This is a genomic window from Peribacillus sp. SRI_006, assembly GCF_057586375.1.
In genome coordinates, this window is the sequence record NZ_JBYCZT010000027.1 from 1 (window position 1) to 23,486 (window position 23,486).

23 protein-coding genes and 1 pseudogene are annotated in these 23,486 nt (G+C 37.9%); 15 read left to right on the top strand and 9 right to left on the bottom strand.

The annotated features are described in order from the left end of the window. Positions 1–101: 101 nt before the first annotated feature. Entirely contained in the window at positions 102–1,592 is a 1,491-nt protein-coding gene (locus AC2YHV_RS26315) for a DHA2 family efflux MFS transporter permease subunit (protein WP_487374471.1), read from the bottom strand. A gap of 503 nt (positions 1,593–2,095) precedes the next feature. On the opposite strand from AC2YHV_RS26315, the gene AC2YHV_RS26320 reads away from it, so the two are divergent. From AC2YHV_RS26320 to AC2YHV_RS26340, 5 genes are all read left to right on the top strand, one after another. Then, complete coding sequence (locus AC2YHV_RS26320; protein WP_400449745.1) at positions 2,096–2,914, top strand: TIM barrel protein; 819 nt, start codon at positions 2,096–2,098, stop codon at positions 2,912–2,914. Positions 2,915–2,938: 24 nt separating this feature from the next. Further along, positions 2,939–4,282 carry an amino acid permease gene (locus AC2YHV_RS26325; RefSeq protein ID WP_400449747.1) on the top strand — a complete coding sequence of 448 codons (1,344 nt, stop codon included), beginning with the start codon at positions 2,939–2,941 and terminating at the stop codon, positions 4,280–4,282. A 134-nt stretch (positions 4,283–4,416) separates the two neighbouring features. Further along, the gene (locus AC2YHV_RS26330; protein ID WP_487374472.1) at positions 4,417–5,430 is read left to right on the top strand and encodes an SIS domain-containing protein; all 1,014 of its coding nucleotides are present in this window, start codon (positions 4,417–4,419) and stop codon (positions 5,428–5,430) included. Positions 5,431–5,487: 57 nt separating this feature from the next. After that, a complete protein-coding gene (frlD, locus tag AC2YHV_RS26335) occupies positions 5,488–6,270 on the top strand; it encodes a fructoselysine 6-kinase (RefSeq protein ID WP_487374473.1) in 783 nt (260 codons plus the stop codon). A gap of 67 nt (positions 6,271–6,337) precedes the next feature. After that, entirely contained in the window at positions 6,338–7,066 is a 729-nt protein-coding gene (locus AC2YHV_RS26340; RefSeq protein ID WP_048678490.1) for a GntR family transcriptional regulator, read from the top strand. 36 nt (positions 7,067–7,102) lie between these two features. Here AC2YHV_RS26340 and AC2YHV_RS26345 read toward each other — a convergent pair whose 3' ends face one another. Both AC2YHV_RS26345 and AC2YHV_RS26350 read right to left on the bottom strand, forming a co-directional pair. Continuing rightward, the gene (locus AC2YHV_RS26345; protein WP_170946962.1) at positions 7,103–7,273 is read right to left on the bottom strand and encodes a hypothetical protein; all 171 of its coding nucleotides are present in this window, start codon (positions 7,271–7,273) and stop codon (positions 7,103–7,105) included. 43 nt (positions 7,274–7,316) lie between these two features. Then, a complete protein-coding gene (locus AC2YHV_RS26350; protein ID WP_214811805.1) occupies positions 7,317–7,823 on the bottom strand; it encodes a DinB family protein in 507 nt (168 codons plus the stop codon). 314 nt (positions 7,824–8,137) lie between these two features. Between AC2YHV_RS26350 and AC2YHV_RS26355 the strand changes: the two genes are divergently transcribed. Further along, positions 8,138–8,344 (top strand): hypothetical protein, encoded by a 207-nt coding sequence (locus AC2YHV_RS26355; RefSeq protein WP_053534520.1) that lies wholly within the window; start codon positions 8,138–8,140, stop codon positions 8,342–8,344. A 270-nt stretch (positions 8,345–8,614) separates the two neighbouring features. On the opposite strand, the gene mscL is transcribed toward AC2YHV_RS26355, so the two are convergent. Both mscL and AC2YHV_RS26365 read right to left on the bottom strand, forming a co-directional pair. Then, positions 8,615–9,013, bottom strand: coding sequence for a large conductance mechanosensitive channel protein MscL (mscL, locus tag AC2YHV_RS26360; protein ID WP_400449877.1), 399 nt, complete (start codon positions 9,011–9,013; stop codon positions 8,615–8,617). A gap of 473 nt (positions 9,014–9,486) precedes the next feature. Continuing rightward, on the bottom strand, positions 9,487–9,954 hold the full coding sequence (locus AC2YHV_RS26365) for a DUF2306 domain-containing protein (RefSeq protein WP_400449749.1): 468 nt from the start codon (positions 9,952–9,954) through the stop codon (positions 9,487–9,489). A 331-nt stretch (positions 9,955–10,285) separates the two neighbouring features. On the opposite strand from AC2YHV_RS26365, the gene AC2YHV_RS26370 reads away from it, so the two are divergent. Beyond that, positions 10,286–10,636 carry a hypothetical protein gene (locus AC2YHV_RS26370; RefSeq protein ID WP_400449750.1) on the top strand — a complete coding sequence of 117 codons (351 nt, stop codon included), beginning with the start codon at positions 10,286–10,288 and terminating at the stop codon, positions 10,634–10,636. Between the two features lie 89 nt (positions 10,637–10,725). Here the strand turns inward: AC2YHV_RS26370 and AC2YHV_RS26375 are convergent, their stop codons facing one another. The 3 genes from AC2YHV_RS26375 to AC2YHV_RS26385 form a co-directional block, all read right to left on the bottom strand. Beyond that, positions 10,726–11,550: a DUF2935 domain-containing protein gene (locus AC2YHV_RS26375; RefSeq protein ID WP_400449751.1), complete on the bottom strand. Its 825-nt coding sequence runs from the start codon at positions 11,548–11,550 to the stop codon at positions 10,726–10,728. Positions 11,551–12,103: 553 nt separating this feature from the next. After that, positions 12,104–13,744 (bottom strand): ribosomal protection-like ABC-F family protein, encoded by a 1,641-nt coding sequence (abc-f, locus tag AC2YHV_RS26380; RefSeq protein WP_400449753.1) that lies wholly within the window; start codon positions 13,742–13,744, stop codon positions 12,104–12,106. Between the two features lie 338 nt (positions 13,745–14,082). Further along, positions 14,083–14,544, bottom strand: coding sequence for a general stress protein (locus AC2YHV_RS26385; RefSeq protein WP_063576757.1), 462 nt, complete (start codon positions 14,542–14,544; stop codon positions 14,083–14,085). Between the two features lie 578 nt (positions 14,545–15,122). Between AC2YHV_RS26385 and AC2YHV_RS26390 the strand changes: the two genes are divergently transcribed. Then, positions 15,123–15,893, top strand: a complete 771-nt coding sequence (locus AC2YHV_RS26390) for a GH25 family lysozyme (protein WP_400449754.1) — start codon at positions 15,123–15,125, stop codon at positions 15,891–15,893. Between the two features lie 236 nt (positions 15,894–16,129). On the opposite strand, the gene AC2YHV_RS26395 is transcribed toward AC2YHV_RS26390, so the two are convergent. Then, the gene (locus AC2YHV_RS26395; protein WP_400449756.1) at positions 16,130–16,309 is read right to left on the bottom strand and encodes a small, acid-soluble spore protein, H family; all 180 of its coding nucleotides are present in this window, start codon (positions 16,307–16,309) and stop codon (positions 16,130–16,132) included. A gap of 521 nt (positions 16,310–16,830) precedes the next feature. Between AC2YHV_RS26395 and AC2YHV_RS26400 the strand changes: the two genes are divergently transcribed. The 7 genes and pseudogenes from AC2YHV_RS26400 (at position 16,831) to AC2YHV_RS26430 (ending at position 23,422) form a co-directional block, all read left to right on the top strand. After that, complete coding sequence (locus AC2YHV_RS26400; RefSeq protein WP_487374474.1) at positions 16,831–17,580, top strand: TerC family protein; 750 nt, start codon at positions 16,831–16,833, stop codon at positions 17,578–17,580. Positions 17,581–17,899: 319 nt separating this feature from the next. Beyond that, complete coding sequence (locus AC2YHV_RS26405) at positions 17,900–18,127, top strand: hypothetical protein (RefSeq protein ID WP_487374475.1); 228 nt, start codon at positions 17,900–17,902, stop codon at positions 18,125–18,127. A 299-nt stretch (positions 18,128–18,426) separates the two neighbouring features. Further along, the gene (locus tag AC2YHV_RS26410; protein WP_487374476.1) at positions 18,427–19,530 is read left to right on the top strand and encodes an endospore germination permease; all 1,104 of its coding nucleotides are present in this window, start codon (positions 18,427–18,429) and stop codon (positions 19,528–19,530) included. Further along, complete coding sequence (locus AC2YHV_RS26415) at positions 19,502–21,013, top strand: spore germination protein (RefSeq protein ID WP_487374477.1); 1,512 nt, start codon at positions 19,502–19,504, stop codon at positions 21,011–21,013. Before AC2YHV_RS26410 ends, AC2YHV_RS26415 begins: the two co-directional genes overlap by 29 nt. Further along, positions 21,013–22,152 (top strand): Ger(x)C family spore germination protein, encoded by a 1,140-nt coding sequence (locus AC2YHV_RS26420; RefSeq protein WP_487374478.1) that lies wholly within the window; start codon positions 21,013–21,015, stop codon positions 22,150–22,152. Before AC2YHV_RS26415 ends, AC2YHV_RS26420 begins: the two co-directional genes overlap by 1 nt. A 190-nt stretch (positions 22,153–22,342) precedes the next feature. Then, positions 22,343–22,627, top strand: a pseudogene (locus AC2YHV_RS26425) (SDR family NAD(P)-dependent oxidoreductase); the annotation flags it as partial. 51 nt (positions 22,628–22,678) lie between these two features. After that, the gene (locus AC2YHV_RS26430) at positions 22,679–23,422 is read left to right on the top strand and encodes an SDR family NAD(P)-dependent oxidoreductase (protein WP_054396643.1); all 744 of its coding nucleotides are present in this window, start codon (positions 22,679–22,681) and stop codon (positions 23,420–23,422) included. Positions 23,423–23,486 lie beyond the last annotated feature (64 nt).

A 23,486-nucleotide genomic window follows, 5' to 3' on the forward strand; every position in this document is an offset into this window, starting at 1 on the left:
AAGAGTCTCTTTTTTTTGCCTTGTTTTCATGGGGCAAGTCAGTTTAATAATATAAGAATTTTTTTTACCTTGGAAAATAGGTTGGATTTAGCCTTTTTTATTCAAGATGTTTTTTTTGATAGGCGATTTGTAATGGTATCTTCTTGTGGTGAAGTTTGCCGGATATAAAAGGCCAGTATGAATGCAACTATGGTCAAACCTGTTGCTATCATGAATGCATCATCCACTCCCATTACGCTGCCTTGTTTAATGGCCGTCGCCATTTGTGATGTATTATCCGGTGATATGTTCCTTTGAGATAAGATTTCCTGAACATGTTTCGTTCCTTGGTTTGTCATGATGGACACAAAGAATGCCATGCCAACGGCACCTGCCACCATTCTCAATGTATTGACCATCGCTGTGCCGTATTTATTTAGGCTAAGTGCCAATTCATTTAATCCGGCTGTGAAGATAGGCATCATCAGTATCGACATTCCGAACATTCTAATGGTATATACCCACACCACATAAGAATAGGACGTATCTGTTTGAAGCCGCGTTAAAAGATAGGTTGTAATGATAGTGATGGCAAGTCCGCTCACCGCAAGCCATCTCGCACCAAATCGATCAAACAGCTTACCTGTGATAGGGGACATGATCCCCATTAAAATCCCACCAGGCAATAGCATGAGACCGGATTCCATCGGAGTGAACCCACGGATATTCTGCATATAGATCGGCATGATTATCATTCCAGAGAACATACCCATGGTTGCGATGATGTTGATGATTGTCGTTAAAGTGAACATCCGATACCGAAAAATTCTAAATTCCAAAATAGGATGTGATACAGTAAATTGCCTCCAGACAAATAAAACTAAACTGATTCCTCCAACAAGGAACATCGTCAGTACTTCGGGACTGCCCCAGCCCTTAGTACCGCCAGTAGCAAATCCATATAGAACCCCGCCGAATCCGATAGTGGATAGAATGACACCCAGTTTATCGAGTTTAGGCCGGCTGGTTTTCCCTACTTTTTTAATGATGAAAATGGCAAAGATGAAGTCAAGCAGGGCAAATGGGAAAATGATAAAAAACAGAACCCGCCATGAATAGTTTTGGATAATCCATCCTGATAGCGTAGGTCCTACAGCCGGGGCAAAATTCATCGCGATACCAAATATGCCCATTGCGAAACCGCGTCTGTTAGGCGGAAATAAAGTGAAAATCACATTTGTGATCAACGGGAACAAAATCCCCGCACCTGCAGCTTGAACCACACGTCCGATCAATAAGACGGAGAAGCTGGGGGCAATTCCGCATAAAAAAGTTCCTATGGCGAAGAGTCCCATTGAAGCTAGATATAATTGTCTTGTATTGAATCGTTCCATTAAGAAAGCGGTAATCGGGATGACAATCCCATTGACCAATAAGAAGATAGTAGTAAGCCAATTCGCTGTTGCAGCTGATATGTCAAAATGAGTCATTAATTGGGGCAATGCGATATTAATTAAAGTCTGATTTAAGAAAGCGACTAGAGCACCAGCCAGCATCACCGCAAACATGGGACCTGTACGTACTTTAGTGATGGCTGTTTTGTCGTGATTCATTATTATGGCACGTCCTTTCCGCTAGGATAGTACAAATTGTACTGCCTGCTATTTTTTAAAGTTTTAGAAACTAATTCGTCTCACGAAGTATTAGTGTAAACCCACCTATATTTTCCGATAAAAATACAGCATTTAAGGAGATTCACCTCAATTACGGCTTTTTTGAGGTGTTTATTCTTTATTAACCACTCGCTTACAATATTTCAGGAAATCCCCCAGGTTAACATCCATTCTACAGGTATATCATATTTCAAACAATAATCACCCATATAATACTTACAATGTACCAGAGAAATTTGTTCACTAGGTATAATACTTTAACATTCTACCATTCGTATTAGCTAAAAAATAGTTAATTAATGTTGAACAATAAAATCACGACTTTTCTGTATTTTGCGAATAATTATTTTTTTAATATTCAAAATAATTATTGCAATCAATGTACTGGTTAATTATAATACAAAGCATAACAAATAAAAAGTCATTATGAGGGGGTGAAATAATTGAATATTGCAGGGATGAACATAACTTTTAGGCATTTCCCTTTTCATTATTTTTTGGATTGCATGGACAACCTTGGGATTAATAGCATTGAGTTATGGGGTGGGGAGCCACATTTGTATGTTTATCGAAACATATTAGGAAATATAAGGAGTTTGAGAAAGGAAATTAAGTCTAGAAATATGAAAATCATTTGCTATACCCCAGAACAATGTATCTATCCTTATAACATTGCATCCTCGGATGCTCATTGGCGAAAAAAAAGCATGGAATATTTTATGGAAAATCTTTATGCCGCGCTGGAGTTAGACACCAACATGATGCTTATCACTTCTGGAATAGGGGACTTTTCTATCTCACAAGAGGAATCATGGAAATATGCAAGTGACTCAATCTTTCAATTAACCAAAGTAGCTGAGATGGAAGGTTTGATTCTTGTTTTAGAGCCATTGACAAAGTATGAATCCAATCTGGTAATCGACTCAAAAGGGCTAAAGAAAATGTTAGAGGAAATCCAATCTACTTCATTAAAAGGAATGATAGATACGGTTTCCATGCATCTGGCGGGTGAAACACCTGATGAGTACTATTCCTTCCTTCCCGAATTAGGCCATTTTCACCTTATGGACGGAGATGGTCAATCAGATGCACATTTGGCACTGGATGATGGGGTTTTAAATTGGAGGGAATACTTAACAAGCCTTCAAAGCCATCGTTACAAAGGAAGTTGTACTTTAGAGATTATGGGATCAAATTATTATCAAAATCCAAGAGATGCAATCAAAAAATCAATTGAAAAAGTTAGGGAATTGGGAATTTAATCATCTAATTTGGAGGAACTCTTTATGAGTAATGGCACACTTACACGAAAACTGGGTTTTTGGTCTGCTCTGGCTATTGCTGTTGGAACTACAATAGGGTCGGGTATTTTTGTCTCATCCGGTGATGTTGCAAAGGCTGCGGGTACTCCTTCCATTTCCATTCTGGCCTGGATAATAGGCGGGGTGATTGCCATTCCACAAGTAATGGTACTGGCGGAGTTATCGACAGCATACCCCCAAAATGGAAGCGGTTACGTTTATTTGAATAAAGCTGGGTGGAGGCCTCTGGCATTTTTATATGGATGGGCCACTTTCTGGGCGTTAGATCCTCCATCCATATCGATTATGGCTTTAGCTATCGTTTCTTATTTAGCAACCTTTTTCCCATTTTTCTCTGGGGTCGCCGGGAAATTATTGGGTATTGCGATCATCCTGCTCATCACATCGATTCATTATCGAAGCGTGAAGGAAGGAGGTCTTTTCCAAGTCATTATCACGGCTATCAAGATCATTCCTTTCCTGATTGTCATTGTCTTGGGAATTATGTACATGAACCCTGATAACTTTGCTTATACACCAGGACCTGGTGCCCAAAATTCAAGTTTAATGGGTGGCGTATCCGCAACCACATGGGCATATACGGGAATGGCTGCGATTTGTTTCATGGCTGGGGAGTTCAAAAATCCAGGGAAAATACTTCCGCGGGCTCTTATTAGTTCGGTATTCATCGTGTTGGCTTTATATACACTGTTAGCCGTTTGTGTCATCGGTTTGATGCCGTTTGATGAATTAATCAACTCCAATGCGGCTGTTTCTGAAGCTGTAAAATATATTCCGGGATTATCTGATATTGCATCATCATTCGTGGCCATTACGGCGATTATTGTTATCTTGGGTTCGCTGAGTTCTTGCATAATGTTTCAGCCCCGCCTTGAGTACGCAATGGCAAAGGACGGACTATTCTTTCAACGTTTTGCAAGAGTTCATCCTAAATATGAAACTCCAAGTTTCTCTATCATCGTTCAGGTTGCGTATGCATGTATACTTGTGTGCTTCAGTAATTTAACTGTGTTACTGGGCTATTTCACACTGATTCAATTGGTAATTAACATCCTGGACTTTGCCGCTGTTTATAAATGCCGTAAAAGGGATGATTATAATCCAATCTATCGTATGCCAATGTGGAGGTTAACGACGGTTTTAGCTATTCTTGGAGCATCATGGCTTGCCTGGGGAACATTTACTTGGGCGCCTATTCAAGGAGTGATTGCAGCGCTGATCGTTATCGTAACAGGTCTGCCGGTATACTATTATTGGGAAAGGAAATATGGATCAAAGAAAAATAACGACAGCGATATCGTGGCTTAGCAGAATGATAAGGGAAGTTAGGCCTTCTTTTGATAAACCAAAAAAATTTTAAAATAAAACGATTGTGCAAATTATTATGTTTAGATATAATACAAGACATAACAAATAAAAAGAGGTAAAGGAGGAAGCTGTTAATGCTAAAGTTTGATGAGGAGTTATTTCTAAATCTTGTAGAAAAAGAGGGCCTTGCTTTTAGAGGCCAGATTGAAGAAATCGTAGATGGAATCACAAAAAGGGGCTACAGCAATATTTTCCTTATCGGTGCTGGCGGCACCATAGCCATGATGTATCCATATGAATACATTTTAAAATCAAATTCTACCATCGATGTCCATGCAGAAATTGCTGCTGAGTTCATGGTGATGAATCATAAGCATTTCAGCAAAGATTCAGTCTGCATTTTTACATCTGTATCAGGGACTACTCAAGAAACAGTTGCAGCGGCTGAGTATTGTAAAGAAAAAGGGGCCACTACAATCGCTTTAGTTGCAGAGCCAAATACTCCGTTAACACAAATTGCGGATTACTGTATAACGACCGGTTCTGAAACGCACTCTTTTGATACTTTCTTTATGCTTTTGTACATGGTCGTCTTCCGTTTCATGCATAACAACGATGAATTCCCGCAATATGAACAATTCACGAAGGAGGTCTCTCTACTTCCGCGTGCAATTCTAGATGCCGTTAAATCTTTTGACAAAAAAGCAGAGGAATTCGCCATTACACATAAAGACACGGATTACCACATGATGGTCGGCTCTGGTAACCTATGGGGAAACACTTATTCATATGCCATGTGCATTTTAGAGGAAATGCAATGGATCCAAGCGAGATCCATCCACGCTGCAGAATTTTTCCATGGTACGCTTGAACTTGTTGTTGAAGATACAAGTGTTATTTTATTAAAAGGGGAAGATGAAACTAGACCGCTGATGGACCGTGTAGAGAGATTTGTAGAAAAAATCTCAAAAAATATAACGGTTATTGATACCAAAAGCTTTGAAATGGAAGGCATCAGCGAAGAATTCAGAAAGCACTTTTCAGTTAGCATCAACTGGTCAGTATTAAGTCGAATCAGCGTATACCTTGAGCGTGAGAGAAATCATCCATTAACACTTAGAAGATACTATCGCCAAATGGAATATTAAGATAAGTGGAGCACTACTTAGTAGTGCTCTTAAGTTTAAAGAAAGCGGGGGAAAATGATGAGAACGGTTACAGTCGGAGATAACTGTATGGATGTTTATCAAAAGAGCGGGGAGGTCTATCCTGGCGGTAATCCTTTAAATGTGGCTGTCTATTTAAGAGGGTTAGGTGCTGAATCTGCTTATATCGGCTGGGTGGGCTCCGATCAATACAGTGAAAAAATGGTTAAAGCGATACAGGAAAAAGGTGTTGATATTTCTCATCTTTCGCGGAAAGAAGGAAAAACAGCTGTTACCTTTGTTGAAATGGTAGGAAATGACCGCAGGTTTGGAGAATACGATGAAGGTGTCATGAAACATTTCCGCTTAACGACGGAAGAACTCCATTACATTCAAACATACCAGCTCATACATTCAGGGATTTGGGGACATGCGGATAAGTACTATTCCTTATTTAAAGAAAATGGAATGCTCACGTCTTTTGATTTCTCAGATCAGCTAGATCACGATCTAGTGAAGACTTTACCGCAGTTTGTTGATTATCCTTTTTTCTCTTATACGAAGGATGATGCTTTTATCCGCCAATTTTTAAAAGATGTAAAAAATCAAGGATCTAAAATTGCGGTCGCCACTTTAGGAGAAAATGGTTCACTTGCCTATGACGGCATTCAATTTTATCAATGCGGTGCCGTTAAAGCGAATGTGGTGGATACAATGGGTGCGGGGGATTCCTTCATTTCCGGTTTTATTTATGGATTATTGAAAGGCCAATCTATCGAAAATTGCTTAGAATTGGGTACAGATTCTGCTGCGAAAACCATTAGCTATTTCGGTGCGTGGTGACTGGGACTGTAAATCATGTATAATAGGTAGTAAATAATAAATTTTGACGGATAAGGATGAATCTAATATGAATTTAAATCCTTCAACCCCCCAGCCACTATATATGCAAATAAGGCAAATGTTGAAGAATGATATTCAGAACGGTAAATACAAACCAGATGAACAAATCCCAACCGAAGCAGAGCTTTGTGAAACTTATAACGTCAGCCGCATCACCATTCGAAAAGCAATCGAGGAATTGGTGAAGGAAGGAACACTGACACGTATTCCGCGCAGGGGTACCTTTGTTGCATCTAATAAGTTTCATAATGAGTTGTTATCCATAAGTGGATTCTCAGAGTTTAGTCATCAGCTTGGGAAGATACCGAATTCCCGGATTTTAAGAAGTGAGGTCATAGCCGCACCAAAAGATGTTGCAGGTCATCTCCTCATTGAAGAAGGAAGCCCCGTTCTCGAACTGGAGCGACTCATGTATGTAGATGAGCGTCCGCTTTTCTACGATACCGCTCATTATTCGTTACTTCGTTTTCCGGATTTGGAAAAGAAGATTGCAAGGGATGAATCAACTTATAAGATCCTATTGGAAGATTACCATACCGAAATAGTCAGTAACGATAAAATTATAGACGTGATTGGTGCTACAAAAATCCATGCTAAATATTTAGAATGCGATATTGGCGCAAATTTATTTAGAATAGTGAAGATTGCTTTCGATGCAAACGACCAGCCTGTGCACCTCTCAACGTTCATGTGTGAAACCAACAAGGTCAATCTGACTGTTCATCGGGCAAAATAGGTCATGCCATTAATTTGGCATGACCTATTTAAACATCTAGTTTTGATTTTCCTCCTCCAAACTTTCTTCTTTGATCATCGCATTTAAAATATCCTTACAATTAAAACATAAGATATTCTTGTTATCTAAAAGAATACCGTTCAGAAAACCAGCCGTACAATACACATCATGTGCACAGCGAACACAAGAGCCAACTAGTTCATCCATCGATACATCCCCCTATTCAGGAAATGGTATATAGTTTGGTGTTCTATTTTGTATAAAGGTAAAGGCCAAAATCTTGCATAACGGAAGTGTGCCCCATTTGCCGTAACATGGTAGCTATATTGCCACGATGATATGATCCGTGAGTGACAACGTGTAATACCGATTCGGAAATGGTAGTTTCAAGCGACCCAGCATATGGGTTATCCACAACCATTACCTTTTCCATATCCTCTGTACTCAGAAGTGCTTTGTTTCTTTCGTACAAGTCTATAAATATTTTTTTCATTTCCTCAATACTTTTCTTTTCCACCTCTTTTTTTAATTCACTAGAAGATGCCATTGCTTCATCCATACTTATACCAGAGATAATATCAAACCACGTGTAATCTGTCAGATAAATGTGAGACAACACTTTTGATACCGACGAAAAACCACTCTGAATTTCCTTATGGTAAATGTGTTCTGGAAGTTCATTTAACCGATCGATGATGACTCCATTTGCCCATGCGTGATAGTTATACATTTCTAATACTGGCTCGGGGTGATTCATTAAAAAACCTCCATATACACTAGTTTTTTCGTATTGTACAATTTATGCAGTAAGAACAAAGTATTCAGGTTTATTCAATACAGCATATTCATTAATATGCTGTTCTATAATTTATATAACAATTCCTCCTTATGATTCTACGGGTATATGTGCTCCTCAAATGTAATATATATATAAATAAGGGGTTTTGAGATAATACGAGCTACGAACATATTGGTTATAAAATGAATAGATAGTGGAGCATCACATATAGGCTTTTTTTCTTGCAGGAAAATAGCTCCCAATATCGAACTCATAGTAAAGGAGATGGTAATATGAATCTAAGGATCAAATATAGGCTTTATATCCATGTAGACGGAAAACTTATTCCAGAACAGTATGACCGATACGAGATACTAAACGTCAGAGAAGGTATAGATCCCAATGATACTAAGGATTACCAAGAGCTTATTAAAAAATTGAGTAAGTCGATTAATCGGCCTTTAAATGAATTTGAAATAAAAAACTATGAAACAATGTAAGTGCATCCTTTCGGGGATGCTTTTTATTTGGAGAAGGAGAGGTGAATCAGGAAAATTTGAACTTTCAGCGTTATTTAATAAAACAAGAAAATGCCATTGGCAATTTAGAGGGACCAGTTATTAAACAGGCAGTGAAATAATCATGATGCACTAATATACAATTTGGTCAAAAATCACTGATAGAATAAGATAAAGCCACTCTCTTAATCGAAAGTGGCTAGTTAAAAGCGTTGGTTATTGAAGACACAATGAGTTGAATTAAGTATGAACTTATGATTTTTCGTCCTGCCGTGCATTTTTTTGTAAAAGATCACGGATTTCCTTTAAATATTGCTCGGATGCCGGTACCACTTCCAATACCTCTTCCTCGTTACTTTGTTTTTTTCTAATAAGCGAATTCGCTACCTTCATAAACATGAAAATCGCAAACGAAATGATCAAGAAATCAATCACAGCTTGGATAAATTCACCGTATTGAACTACTGCGTTTCCAACTGTAATCTTTAACGAAGAAAGATTGATCCCCCCTAATAAAATTCCTACTAGCGGTGTGATAATATTATTGACTAGTGATGAAACGATCTTCCCAAAAGCAGCACCCATCACTACAGCTATAGCAAGATCGAGAACGTTTCCTTTAGTTATAAACTCCCTGAATTCCTTTATCATCGTAACTACACCTTTCTTTTTTAATTGATAAAAGCATATCAGAAACATGGTGAAAATTGAATAGAGTAAGAGGTATCTATTATTTCCAAAGAGAGGACCACCCATCCGTTAAATCATTTGAATCCTTAAGTTTGTCGCAATGACGGCAGTCCGATCATAGAGGAAAGAACTCTGGCTTCCATTTAATAAACGTTAAAGATCCGTTATAATAGCAGGGACTTATTGTAGAAGGTTTAAGAATGGTCATGGAACAAAGCAAAAAAGTAATTGAAGGGCAGAGCGGGAACGACTAAGAGCCGTTTTCACCAACTTGAGGAAGGGGGTGAATATAAATGTATTCGTTTGGCGATAATTATATTATTGTACTACCCCCTAAGTGGTACTCCTCCATTGTTAAAAGCCCTTCTCTTAATCGAGAGGGCTTTTTTTGTTTAGCGCTTTGTTAAATAATTATAGGAGCTTTTGGACTGCAATTAGATTGATTTGCATTTTTTATACTTCTGTCCAACCAAAAATATCAGCGGGGAACCTATAATGCTTGGAAGAAACCAGAAAATTAATGGGTTCCATTGATTCAAGAAAGTTATATTGGATACATTCACTACAAGAATTGCTGTACAAATAGCGATATAGGAACCGAGCATCCCGCTTATATGAAAGGCAATCCAGTTGTTCCATTTCTTCTTAGCAGATACATAGCCTAAAAATGCGAAAGAATATGAAAATATCCCAATGAAAAATAAATATGCACTGCTATCCCAATTCAATATTGCCATTGTCAGGGATGTGACAAAGACTATAACATACGCACTGTGATAAATTTCACCACAAATTGTATGCATACCTCTTTTTTTCTTTGAAGACATAGCACCTATTCCACTAAAAAGACATATTGCTCCAGCGCAAATGTGAATGAACAGAATGATCTTAAAGATAAGCAACTTTCCCTTCGTTAAATAATCATTATCATAACGTAACAGAGTAAATATTTATTTTATTATAATATAAATATTTACCAAAAATATGAATATTAATTTGCAAAAAACAAAATCAATTTAGTCATGGCAGATTAGTTTCCATACAATGGAGCATCCTTTGCAATACGGTCAGGCGTTGTATGCGTTGCGGGAAATCGTCAGTGAATCTGGTTTTTATGTGTTAATTTCTATATTTGGAATAACTCAAAAGGGAAGTGTGTATCGTCCTTTTTAAGGAAAAAGGAGGATTTTACGTTTCGTTTGAAGAATGTTTTGACGAATGGGGGTGGAATAATTGCGACATGAAATTGAACAGGATTTAACTAAAGAAGATATTTTCAGAATGATTGTTAAGCACCTTGATGTATTTCCATTGACTAGTGTAGAGGCAATCAGAGAAGTGATCAGAAGTTCATTAAATCAAAGAGGCTTGATAGGGGGGATAACCAAACAAACAGGAGCCGCTTCTTTAACATTTAACCGGAAAATATCAGACCAAGATATCCAATTAATAAATGACTGTATTTGTGATCTATTAAATAGCCGCGTTATCCAACCTGGTATTAATGATGATAATCTGGATTTACCATGGATTTCTGTATCTGATAAAGAGAAACTTAAAACATTGGTGAACTCACTGTCTTAACTTTTTACATATAAAAGCCCTTCTCTAAATCGAGAGGGGCCTATTTAAGGTTAGAATTTCTTTATCCTTCATACTCAATTAATTGTATTTTAACCTGTAAGATGGGATTCAAACATATCAATAATTTCAAGGAAACGTTCGGCCTCACGGAAAACGTGATCAGCCAATAGTGGATGAATGATGCTCTTGATTTTGCATTCTTCAATTAAATCTCTGGCGGTTTTCTTAAAGTCTCGAAGTGATACGACGGAAACACGGTTCTGATCTAGAAATTGATCCAGAAGAGGGGCCGTTTGAGATTGCGGTTTCATGGACTCTAAGTCTACGGCTTGAAAGACTAATTGATCAAAATCATTACTAAAGTTTCGCGCCATATCCACCAGCTTTCTTTCCGATGGATCAAGGAGATGTCCAATGAATTTTGCATGATCCGCCATTATTCTTAAAAAGAAAACATTTTCTTTGATGATGGCATCTGCCAGTGGTTTCAATTTACCCTCATTTAATTCTTTTAATCGTTTTCTAAAATAATTGGCTTCTCTGCTTGTATGGTCAACTAAAAGTGGGAAGTTGTTTGCACCAGGCAATTTACAGGTGAGTATTAATCCTAATACCTTCCTTTTAAATAAAAATATGCCTGTAGCAGCTTGCTGCACCTCCGCGTTAAATCTCCTGATCTGTTCTGGATCAGCTTGATTTGTAAATGAATGGGATTGCTGTTCTATCCGTTCAAATAAAAGATAAAACTGATTAGCTTCCTCAATTAGCTGTGTATCTTCACATCTAAAACCTAGTCTTAGAAATAACGAGTGTTCCTTCATTATTCTTGACCAAAAACGAATCTCATCTAAAGAGCGTTCAACAAACATTCCAGAGTTTTTCCTCATATTGGCTTCCTGTGTGTTCTCACTCATAACTAATGCCCCCTTTTAACAAATCCATCATTAAAAGCATATTAAGGAGGGGGCATTATTATTCTGTTCAAATTGCAAATCGTATCATTACCGATATCCTTTTAACACCTCAAACCAATGAGTTTTTTTGTTTTCTCTTGTAGGAAAAATACCGTGATTCATCCATGTTCTTGAAGAAAAGTAAGCGAGTATAAAGGAGGGGATTTCGAACTGTGGGGTGTACAAAAACCCTGGACGATTGAGTCTTATCTAAAGGCTGTTTTCACATACTTTGTTGCTATTTACCAGGTAGTGAGTTGTGGTTGATTTCCCCTCCAGATGCTCGCTTTCCTTGGTGCGGGCGGTGAGCCTCCTCGGCGTAAACGCCTGTGGGGTCTCACCTGTCCCGCTGCTCCCGCAGGAGTCTCGCACTTCCGCTCCAATCAACCTTAAATAGTTTCGTTTAAAAACAACAATCTTTACGAAAAGAGCCTATCTAAAAAACCCTTAGACTTATATCATTCTAAGGGTTTCTACATTTAATTTATCCGTTTCAATAAGTTACAGTTGATAGTCATTTGTCACCAAGTTCGTTTATTTTTTTCGTAAGCTCATTAAACTTCTTATCGAGTTCTGTGTACGCTTTATCGTTTGGAGTCATAAAGCTAAGCTTTCCCAAAACTTCCTGCCTTTCTGTTTCAAGTGTTAATCGCAGTTCTTCCAAATTATCTCTTTTTGAGGATGTTGATTCATGCAATTGCTTTTGTATGCGATTATTCGAAATGACAAGTTTACTGCTTGTCGTTTTTTCGAGAAAATATCGATCATGCGAAACGACGATTAGCGTTCCAGTATACTGTGCTAAGGTTTCTTCAAGTTGTTCCCGTGAAGCTAAGTCCAGATGATTTGTCGGCTCATCCAAAATAAGCACATCTTTTTCTTCTAATATATATTCCATTAACTTACACTTCACCCGTTCACCCATACTCATATTCTTAATGGGTTCTGTCCAATGAGACGCCGTGAAGCCTAAATGCTTCATTAAAGTTTGAACGGTCCCTCTCGACTCGAATGTATCTTTATGAAAAAGCTGGGCGGGTGTTAGTTCAAGTGGTAAATCAAACACTTCTTGCGTCAGATAGCCTATTTTTGCAGATGGAGAAATCCATACATCGCCCGCAAAAGTTTCATGTCCAAGAATTATTTTTAATAATGTCGTCTTTCCGCAGCCGTTGGGGCCTATAATGGAAATCTTCTCACCATGCTGAATCGTGAAATTGACGTTTTTAAACAGTGTTCGCCCGCTAAAAGTCTTCGTTAAATTCTTAACTTCCAAAAAACGTTTTCCCGTCTTGTTTTTTGTTTTAATTGAAAAGCGTACAGTATATTCTGATTCAACAGGTTCAGCTTTTGCTTTTTCAAGCTCTTTTTCAAGACGCTTTTGTTTAGATTTTACCTGTGCATCCATTCGCTTCGCTTTCACGCGATAGTATTCCTTAACTCCTTCCTTTTTCGTCGATTGTGAATGGGCTTTTTTTGACCAAGAAGTAATTTCATTCATTTGTCCCTCGATCTGTTCAACCATTTTTTGCTGTTTTTCATATTCACGTTGTTGTGTAAGTCTTTTCTGTTTGCGAACCTCCATATAACTAGAATAATTCCCTTTGTGCTCAATTAGCTTTTTATCTTCAATCGACCAAATTTTCGTTACGACAGCATCCAAAAAATAACGATCGTGCGAAACAAAAATAATGGTACCTCTATAATTTTTTATTTGTTCATTGAGGAATCCTAAACTGGCCTCATCAAGATGGTTCGTCGGTTCATCTAATAGTAAAAGATCTGCACCTTTAGAAAGTCCTTTTGCTAGCCGGGCTTTGAGTTTTTCTCCTCCGCTTAATTGTGGGAAGTCATGGCTTGGTACATGCATTTTATCCAGTAATTTAACTTCGGTAGGCGTCTTATCTTCTGAAGAATGCGACTCGACTTCTTGTTCAACCATAAAAACTTTCAAGTCTTGTTGCAGCCATTGGATTTGTCCATGTGCAGGCTCTAAATCATTGTTAATTAATTGCAACAACGTAGATTTACCGGCACCATTTTTGCCAATGATACCGATGATTTCCCCTTGTTGAACACTAGCATTAACATTTTCAAAAATGTTCTGGTCCAATACTTCAAAGCTGATATTGGTTAATTTTAATAGTTCTTTCATATAATTATCCCTCTCCTTAAAGGGAGAATAAAAAAAATCCTCCCAGTTCATATGGAAGGATTAGCCGTACCTGTGCATTATCAAATAAGAGCTATTTTCATGATAGCTCTACAATTTATAGAAAATGGGCAGACTAATCCTATTTCGTATGATTTGAAATATGTGATTTCAAATTTTAAAAATAAGATTAGTTAATCATCGGCCACCCATCATCCCTTCTGATATTAATAAAATCAGTATAACATAAAATAATCTTTGAAAACAAAAGGAAGCTTTTCATTTATTGAAACAAATTATCTAGCCCTAATTACTGCTTTCTGAATGAATATTAGTGCCGGTTATCTTCTATAAGTAGAGGGGCCTTTTTTTATATCATTATCAACTAGTATTAAAACTTTTCCGGCCTTTATATCCGTTTCATAACTTTCTGCCTCTTTTTCTGAAATGCCTAATCCAATGAGAGTACCAGCCAATCCTCCAGTTCCTGCACCAACAGCCACTCCTGCCAGTGCTGAAACGATAGGTCCAGCAGCGAGCAGCGGTCCTATTCCTGGAATGGCCAATGCACCCGCGCCGGCAAGAAGGCCAGCCGTCCCGCCAATAACTCCACCTGTTGCAGCTCCAGTTGCTAATCCTTCTTCAGCCTTCGTACCCGTTTTTCTCTCGACCACTTTTGTTTCCTTCCGATCTTTGGCAACAACAGAAATTTCATCACGTTTATACCCTTGTATCAAAAGTTCTTCAACAACTTTTACCGCATCTTCACCGTTTTCATATATTCCTACCACTTGTTTACTCATTAAAGTCATCCTCCTTTAACTTCCATCTATTGTTCACCTCATAATATGAGTCATAAAAGGTTTATATTCGTTACGTTAAAATAACAATGTTAATAAGGATATTAGGCTTGGTGTCTCGATAGATTCAACACTTTTTTTTCGAATAAAAGGTTCAAAAGATGCAGTTAATATTTCTCCTGGAAGGGTATGGAGAGAGACATCATTTTTTAAAGTTGAATTGCTCTAATCCTGAAGAGGTTTAGGGTTATTTAATCTACATAATCGATGCTTGAGCTTTAAAGTAAGCAGGCTATGTTAGATATAGGGAGCGGGGTATTGATATTGGAGAAAGAAAAATAAAATAAACAACTCCCTGATACAAGCCGGATCAAAGATTTTTATAAAGAAGGAAAAAATATTAATGTTTTACTTGTATTATAACGGCAATAATATCCACAATTATAGTGTGGGCAATAGAACGGTATGTCTGCTAATTAGGTGTTAATAAAAACTGATACATAATGATAAAACATAGAAAAAAAGGATTATAATCATGTCCAATGGGTGAATCTTTTTTGAGAAAGGAGGAGGTCATTAATATGGAATATATCAAGGGAATCGATGTTTCACATTGGCAAGGTACTATAAATTGGGGGGAAGTTGCAAAGGCAGGCGTGAAGTTCGTTTTCATTAAAGCAACAGAGGGAACGAGTTATTCTAAGCTATCCTATTTCAAAGAAAATGCACCACTAGCATTGGCAGCGGGATTGAAAGTCGGGGCCTATCATTATGCAAAGTTTGCAACTGTTGCAGAAGCAAAGGCTGAGGCTGCTTATTTTTTAGATTCAATCAGCTCGTTTGCTTTAAATTACCCTGTTGTTCTTGATCTTGAGGAAAATAAAAAAAAGGCAAATAAAAAAACGCTGACCGATGCCGCAATCGCTTTTTTAGCAGCCATTGAAAAAGCTGGATACACGGCTATGCTGTATACTGGTAAATACTTTCTCGAAAATGATTTAGAGGAATCAAGGTTAAAGAATTACGCTTTTTGGATTGCCAGATACAACAGGACGTTGGGGCGCAGCACGGACATTTGGCAGCATTCTGATTCAGGTAAGGTAAGTGGGATCAGTACAAAGGTGGATTTGAATATAGCCTATAGGGATTTTACAAATACCATAAATACTTTTAGGACTGACGAACCACGTGCATTTAAAACTGAAACAATCTCAACTTATACTGTAACAAAAGGCGACACACTTAGCTTCATTGCAAAAAAACATAAAACAACCGTAAAATCGCTTGTCAGTCTAAACGGAATTAAAGACCCAGACAAAATTTATATCGGTCAAAAATTAAGGTTGAAATGAGCAAAGAAACTTTCAAAAGGTCAAAACAAGTAGGGGGAGCGGGTGTGCGAGACTCCTGCGGGAAAAGCGAGTCCAGGGGGAGACCCCACAGGCGCAAAGGCGCCGAGGAGGCTTCCCGGAACGCCCGCGGAAAGCGAATGCCTAGAGAGTAGATCAACGTACAATTTGTACAAATCCTTAATTTACTGTAGACAAACTGGCTCTTCTTATTAAGGAGGAGCTTATTTTAATGGATATTATATTTCTTTAAGTTCGTCTATTACTACGTCAGATCTTTCCTCTAATGGGCCTCTTAGATGTACTGTAGCTGTTCTTCCATCTTCATTTAAATTATCAATCCAAACTGAAGTGCCATTATATCTAACCTCAATGTCAGATGAAGACGAAAGAATCTGCTTTACACGCTTAGCATCCAAATAAATCCCTCCCTGTTAATTAGTCTTCCTATTATTTAGGGAAATCCTTGATTTTATTCATTTGATTAATGTTGCAACTAAATCATATAAGGAACAATGATGTTTACCTTTCCATGTTATCCGCCGTAGCTCTCTTTTTAATTAAGCTTGTATGAAAAGGTGGAAATTATTAACACTCAAAAATGAAAGTGGCTATGTTTTTGTTACGAATATCTCCGTACAATTGCAGACGCCAGGAACATCATAAAAATACATTGCGGAAATATCATTTAATGGAAGAATAGGAATTAAGTTGGTGCCTTTCGAAGTGCGAGGATATAAATCCTAACCAATTGGAATGAAGTCTAAGCATAAAAGAATATTATAGAGCTGACGGATGCTTTACTTTAAATAGGGAGTAAGCTAATTGGACGGAAGGATTGAATAAGGAAGAAGAGAAGATGGGACAATATTTGGAGGAGAAAGTGTTGTTGGGTTTGAAGTCATATACGCATTCTTTTACATGCTTTTAGGGGGGTATCATGGAACTATCGTTATTATTGGAATATGGCTGGGTGTTAATTATTCTAATTTTTTTAGAAGGTTTATTATCTGCTGATAATGCATTGGTTTTAGCCATAATGTCAAAGCATTTACCAAAAGAACAGCAAAAAAAAGCGATTAATATTGGGTTGCTTTTGGCTTTTATATTTAGGATTGGTGCAATCTTCATCATTTCGTACCTTTTCCATGTTTGGCAAGTTCAAGCCATTGGGGCTGCATATTTGATTTTCATCTCATTAAAGCATTTATTAAAAAGGGACCACGGTGACAAAGAAAAAAAAGGGAAAAGCTACCGGATGACCATTGCGCAAATTGCATTGGCTGATATTGCTTTTGCTATTGATTCCATTTTAGCTGCAGTCGCTCTAGTCATTGCCTTGCCAGATACGCCAATGGGGGATATAGGAGGAATGGATGGGGCAAAATTCATTGTTATTTTATTAGGGGCCATTGCAGGCTTAATCGTCATCCGGTTTGCGGCAGGATACTTCGTTAAGGTACTGACGGAGCGGCCTAGCCTCGAAACGGCAGCCATGTTAATCGTTGGTTGGGTAGGGGTTAAGTTATTAATGCATACCCTTGCACATCCAGCCGTGCACATTATCTCTCACGATTTTGTTGAAGGACCGGTTTGGAATATAATTTTTTGGTCAGTCATGCTTCTTATCGCTATAGGCGGATGGTTTTTATCTGGAAAAACAGTGGAAAACGATAAGCAAAATCACTAATGTTATTAAGAGTTGAAATAGTTCATTTAATTCCCTGAATGAGCTCCTTAGGGTTATTTTTTTGTTAACGTTGCCAAATTAGAACTTTAGACAGACTTCAAGTTTGAACTGCACCTCCAATTGTTAGACATCATTCTAACAATTGGAGGTGCTTTTTTTGCCATTGCTGCCATTTACCAAAGCCTTCCCGGCTTCAGTATTGCCTTGTTTTCCATAACATTATCACGCTTATTTTTCTTTTAGTGACACTAGACTCTTCGTCATTCACAGTAGCAAGCGCAGCATCAAAAAAGTTGTCATTAGATTAAGAGCTAGCTGGATGGCACAAAATATTTTGGACTTTGGTCACAGAACTTTAGCGTTTTCCATGATGTTTGGAGAAGGACTGCATGCACTTCAACCAGTAGTCTTCGTTACCTACGTTACACTCATCTTAATTATGGCGATGGCATCGATATCTCTCATTAAATGGATTAAAGAGGATCAAGCAGAATGCAGCAGTATAGAAAAAACTATCAATGAAGAACCTATAAAGCTAACATCTTAAAGTGCCATTCATACTCAGAGGATACATTATAAGGGATAAAACGCCAACAGGCACCATCATAAAAAAAGCTGGTGCCTGTAGTGCGTTTGATGAAGACGTACAAAACTTTTTTGACATGTAAACAAAAAATGCTTCTAAAATTACTCATTGCAAAGCCGATGATAAATGGCAGGTGATTCAGCGGAGCTTATTGTCGGGAGGGACTCAATTACCTATCTGTCTCTCCATTAAAGAAATGATGCACCGTATGAATAAAAACAAAAATGGCTCCTCATATTAAAAGAGAGGGGATGTGTCACATGATAAAAAGTATATCTACTTTTCAAGCAATAATGGTACTGATTCTATCTATTGGGTTGATGAACCATGTTATCGTTTTGCCTTCACTGCTTGGTGCATCCGGAAGAGATTCATGGATAAGTACTTTAGTAACCGGGATGCTTTTTCTATTATGGCTTCCCATGGTTTATTGGATAATAAGTAAAACAAAGCAACAGCATATCATTGGTTGGCTTCATACTCACAGTCACCCGCTCGCCGCCTGGACCATAAAAATCCTTCTTTTCTTATATATTTCATTAAACTTATTTGTCACTTTATATAGCACATTTTCCTGGGTGAAAAGTACTTATATGATTCAAACGCCAGAATATATATTATTCATACCTTTCATCATTCTATGTTTTATTGCTGCCGAGGCTGGAATCAAAACAATAGCCATTGCCGGGGGATTGGTTTTACCCCTTGTTGTTGTACTTGGATTTATGATTATGACGGCAAATATACAGTATAAGGATTACTCCTTGCTTTTCCCTATTTTTGAAAATGGGATTACACCTGTTTGGGACGGTATCGTAATACTAGGTGGAGGTTTTACAGAGATCTTTCTTCTCGTTTTAATTCAACAGTTTGTAAAGACTGATATAAAGTTCAGGAGTTTATTTTTTTTAGGTTTATTTCTTTTGTTTATCAGCATGGGACCCATAATAGGCTCCATTACAGAGTTTGGTCCGGTACAGGCTGCAAAAATAAGCAATCCTGCATACGCTCAATGGCGGTTACTAACCATGGGTAAGTATTTGAACCGGCTGGATTTTTTATCAATATACCAATGGCTTTCAGGTGCATTTATCCGTGTTTCGTTATCGATATTCCTAATGGGGGAACTGTTTCAAATTAAAACAAAGAAAATAAAAAATATTGTATTGCTTGCTATATCAGTCTCCTTAATCATTGCGCTATGTATACCAATCGACATTCCAGCATACAGGAATTTTACGGAACGATATTATTTTAAATTGAGTGTGATTAGCATTTTGGTTATAACCTTTTTCATTAATATAGTCATTTTTTTGAAAGAAAGGGTGAAGAAGAATGGAGCCTCTATTGAACAAGGCAAATAAGGGGAGTTCTTCGGAAATCCAACTAACGACGGAATATTTCAATGAACTATTCGGAATGAGCTCGGATGTAAAATTCAAAAGGCATATGATTACATCTGAGGGGAAAACAGATCCGGCCCTTATTTGTACTTTGATTTATTCAGAGGTGTTGGTCGATGTCAAAAAATTGTGGGAATCAGTAGCACGGCTTGAAGGTAGTGTATTCATTAATTCTAAACTGAAGGAAGAAGAGGTTATAGAGGATCCGCAAGACGAATTTAAAGTCAGTAGGGTTTTCCCTTCCTCCACTATAAAAGAAGATGTGGAGGAAAACGTATTTTCCGGGATGGTCCTGATGCTATTTGAAGAATTGGAATTATTATTTATGTTTTCCCTACCAAGCATCCCGAATCGAAGTCCCGAAGAAACAAGTAGTGAAATTTCCATCCGAGGTCCACGTGATGGATTTATCGAAGATATCTCTGTTAATTTAGGGTTGATCAGAAAAAGATATAAAACGGCATCACTCGTAAATCAAGCATTTACTATTGGCAAAAGGAGCAAGACAAAAATCAATTTATTATATGTGAAGGATGTTGTAAATCCAGAAACCATTGAAAAAGTAAAAAGGAAAATCTCCTCAATAAACACAGATATCTTGTTGGGAACTACTGAACTTGAAGAATTTTTATCAGACAGTAAGTTCAACCTGATCCCGTTATTTGATTATACAGGGAGGCCGGATTATGCTGTAGCCAGTTTAAATAATGGGCGCTTTGCCATTTTAGTGGATGGGTCACCAACTGCCTTAATTGGACCAGGCAATATTGCATTATTGTTAAAAGCCGCGGAAGATCGTCATACTCCATCTTACTATACAAATTTCGAATATTTATTTCGCATTTTCGGACTAATGGTATCAATATTTCTGCCAGGTTTTTATATAGCACTAATATCATTTCAATTAGACCAGCTTCCCTTCCCATTTTTGGCGACAATAACCGTATCTAGATTTGGGTTGCCTATATCACCTCAACAAGAGGCCTTCTTGATTTTGGGTTTATTTGAGTTGTTTCGAGAGGCAGGGATCACACTCCCAAAAGCAATCGGTCAATCACTTGCCGTTGTGGGTGGGTTAATTATAGGGGATGCGGCAATCAGAGGAGGGATTACATCCCCGACGATGTTGGTGGTGGCAGGTACTACTGCGGTAGCCACCTATACATTAATCAATCAATCTTTAGGTGGAATTGTAAGCATGGCCAGGTTTTTTGTATTATTTCTATCTTCTGTTTTAGGTTTATTCGGATTCTTTCTCGGTGTTTTCTCTATTGTCCTTTATTTATCAAGGCTGCAGATTTTTGGTTTACCCTACTTAGCGCCTATATCACCACTATCCTTGAAAGATCTTTTAGGGGGCGGTGTCTTTGTGAAGCCATATCTCTTTAGAAAGAAACGAGCCGAAATGCTGAAAACAAAGGACAGAACAAAAGGGAATCGCTAATGAAAATGATCCTTAGATTTATACTATTCGTAATGAGCGTTGCTCTTTTAAGTGGCTGCTGGGATACCAAGGATATTCAAGATATTCAATATATAAGTGCAATGGGAATAGATTATCAGAATGGGCAGTATGTCATTTATGTGCAGGTGACGTCTTTTGCCGGTGTGGCTAAACAAGAAGGCTTGGAACCAAAACCAACACCTGTTTGGGTCGCCAAGGGACGCGGGAAAACAATGAATGAGGCCATGAATGACATTTATAAAAGGTCAAACCAGTATATTTATTGGGCTCATGTTAAATTGATCATTTTCTCTGAAAGCTTACTAAAACATGGATTGGACAACGTAAACGACCCCATTTTAAGATTTCAGCAAATTAGGGAAACAACTTGGTTATATGGAACGGATGATTCATTAGAAAAGATTCTCTTTGTCAATAGTTTATTCGGCTCTTCAGTGCAAACAAGCATTTTCAATCCGATGGATATTTATAAATTAAGATCCTTTGTCGAACCCATCAGGATCCAAAGATTTTATACGCAAAATTATGAAACAGGGATGACAATAAAACTACCGAAGATTTCATTAAAAAATGAGGTATGGAAAGCAAAAGAAAAAGCACAGAACACCGTAAAACTATCAGGGTCCTATTTTATTAAAAATAATCAGCTAAAGGGGGAGATAGCAAATAAACATCTTGGGGGGATGAGATGGTTAACAAAATCAACGGTAAGGTCCCCAATTGGAATAAAAATCAACAAAAACAAAAATGTTCAAATATCTCTAATGAGGCCAAAATTCAATATAAAGCCTATCTATGTAAATGATGCAGTCGAATTCGATATTTCAATTGAAGCAGAAGGTGCCATAACGGATATGGAAGAAAACATCTCCTTACCCCACCTTAAAGAAAAAATCCAAGGGGCATTAGAGAAAGAAATCAGGGATACCTACAAATATGCTCTTGAAAAAAATATAGACATCTATAATTTAGAAGGAGTTATCTACAGAAAGGATTTGAAAAAATGGAAAGAAATTTCTAAAGAGGATTTTAGCCTTAATGAAGGATCAATCCGTAATATTCAGGTGGAAGTTGCTATTAAAATAACAGGCGATTATAAATATGAGTACATGAATTGATCCTTCAAAAGTGGATTGCGGGCTGCCATGACAGAATCTTTCTTCAAACCTGTTTTCAATGATCATGATATGGCAGCTAATGTAAATGATATATTCAACAACTAACTATGTAAGGATTTAATTTGGCTTACACAATGATTAAAGGTAATTCAATTTTACTTCAATTTTACTTCAATAGGCCTAACCGAAAACCAAGGGAGCGGTCCGGACTATGACTAAAGATGCTGCCATCGAGTATGCTTCAAAAGGGGTATGTGTAAACTCGATTCATCCAGGATATATCGATACCGGGATGGCGGACTATGCTTCTGAACAAACGGGCAGTTCAAAAGCTGAATGGGGTAAAGAATTCCCGTTGGGACATCTGGGCAGCGTCAATCATGTGGCGAATACAGTGCTTTTCATTGCCTCGGACGAGTCTTCCTATACGACGGGTACTGAATTTGTGATAGACGGCGGAGCGACTGCCCGCTAAAACCTGGCTTTCTAGCGGATAGTAGTAACTAAAACTAAGGAGTGTTTAGATATGAGATTAGAAAATAAAGTGGCAATCGTAACAGGGGGAGCAAGCGGGATTGGAGCAAGTACGGCTCAATTATTTGCAGAAGAAGGAGCAAAGGTGGTCATTGCCGATTTTGCTGATCATGGACAAGCGGTGTCAGAAGAGTTAAATGGAAAAGGGTATGATACTCTTTTTGTTAAAACTGACGTGACGAATGAAAATGACGTCAAGAATATGATCGAAGAGACGGTTAACAAATATGGAAAACTGGATATCATGTTCGCAAACGCAGGAATTGCCAGAGACGGAAACATCCATGAGTTAAGTTACGAGCAATGGCAAAAAACGATTGATATTAATTTATCCGGTGTCTTCCTATCCGATAAATATGCGATAGAGCAAATGCAAAAACAATCTACTGGCGGCGCCATTGTCAATACGGGATCCATCCATAGCCATGCAGGGAAACCGGGGGTAACAGCCTATTCTGCTGCTAAAGGCGGTGTCAAACTATTAACACAAACATTAGGTGCGACTTATGCGAAAGATGGCATTCGTGTCAATGCAGTTTGCCCTGGATATATTGATACACCACTTATTGCCGAAGCACAAGGTGAAATAAGACAAGGTTTGATCGATTTACATCCAATCGGCCGTTTAGGCAGAGCGGAAGAAGTGGCTAAAGCCGTTCTCTTCCTTGCAAGTGACGATGCATCATTTGTTACTGGCACTAGCCTAATTGTCGACGGCGGTTATACGGCAGTATAAAACCTTGTAAGGGTTAATAGCTGGTTCTATCAATCAGGAAAATCGTTAGATGTGATAATTGCAT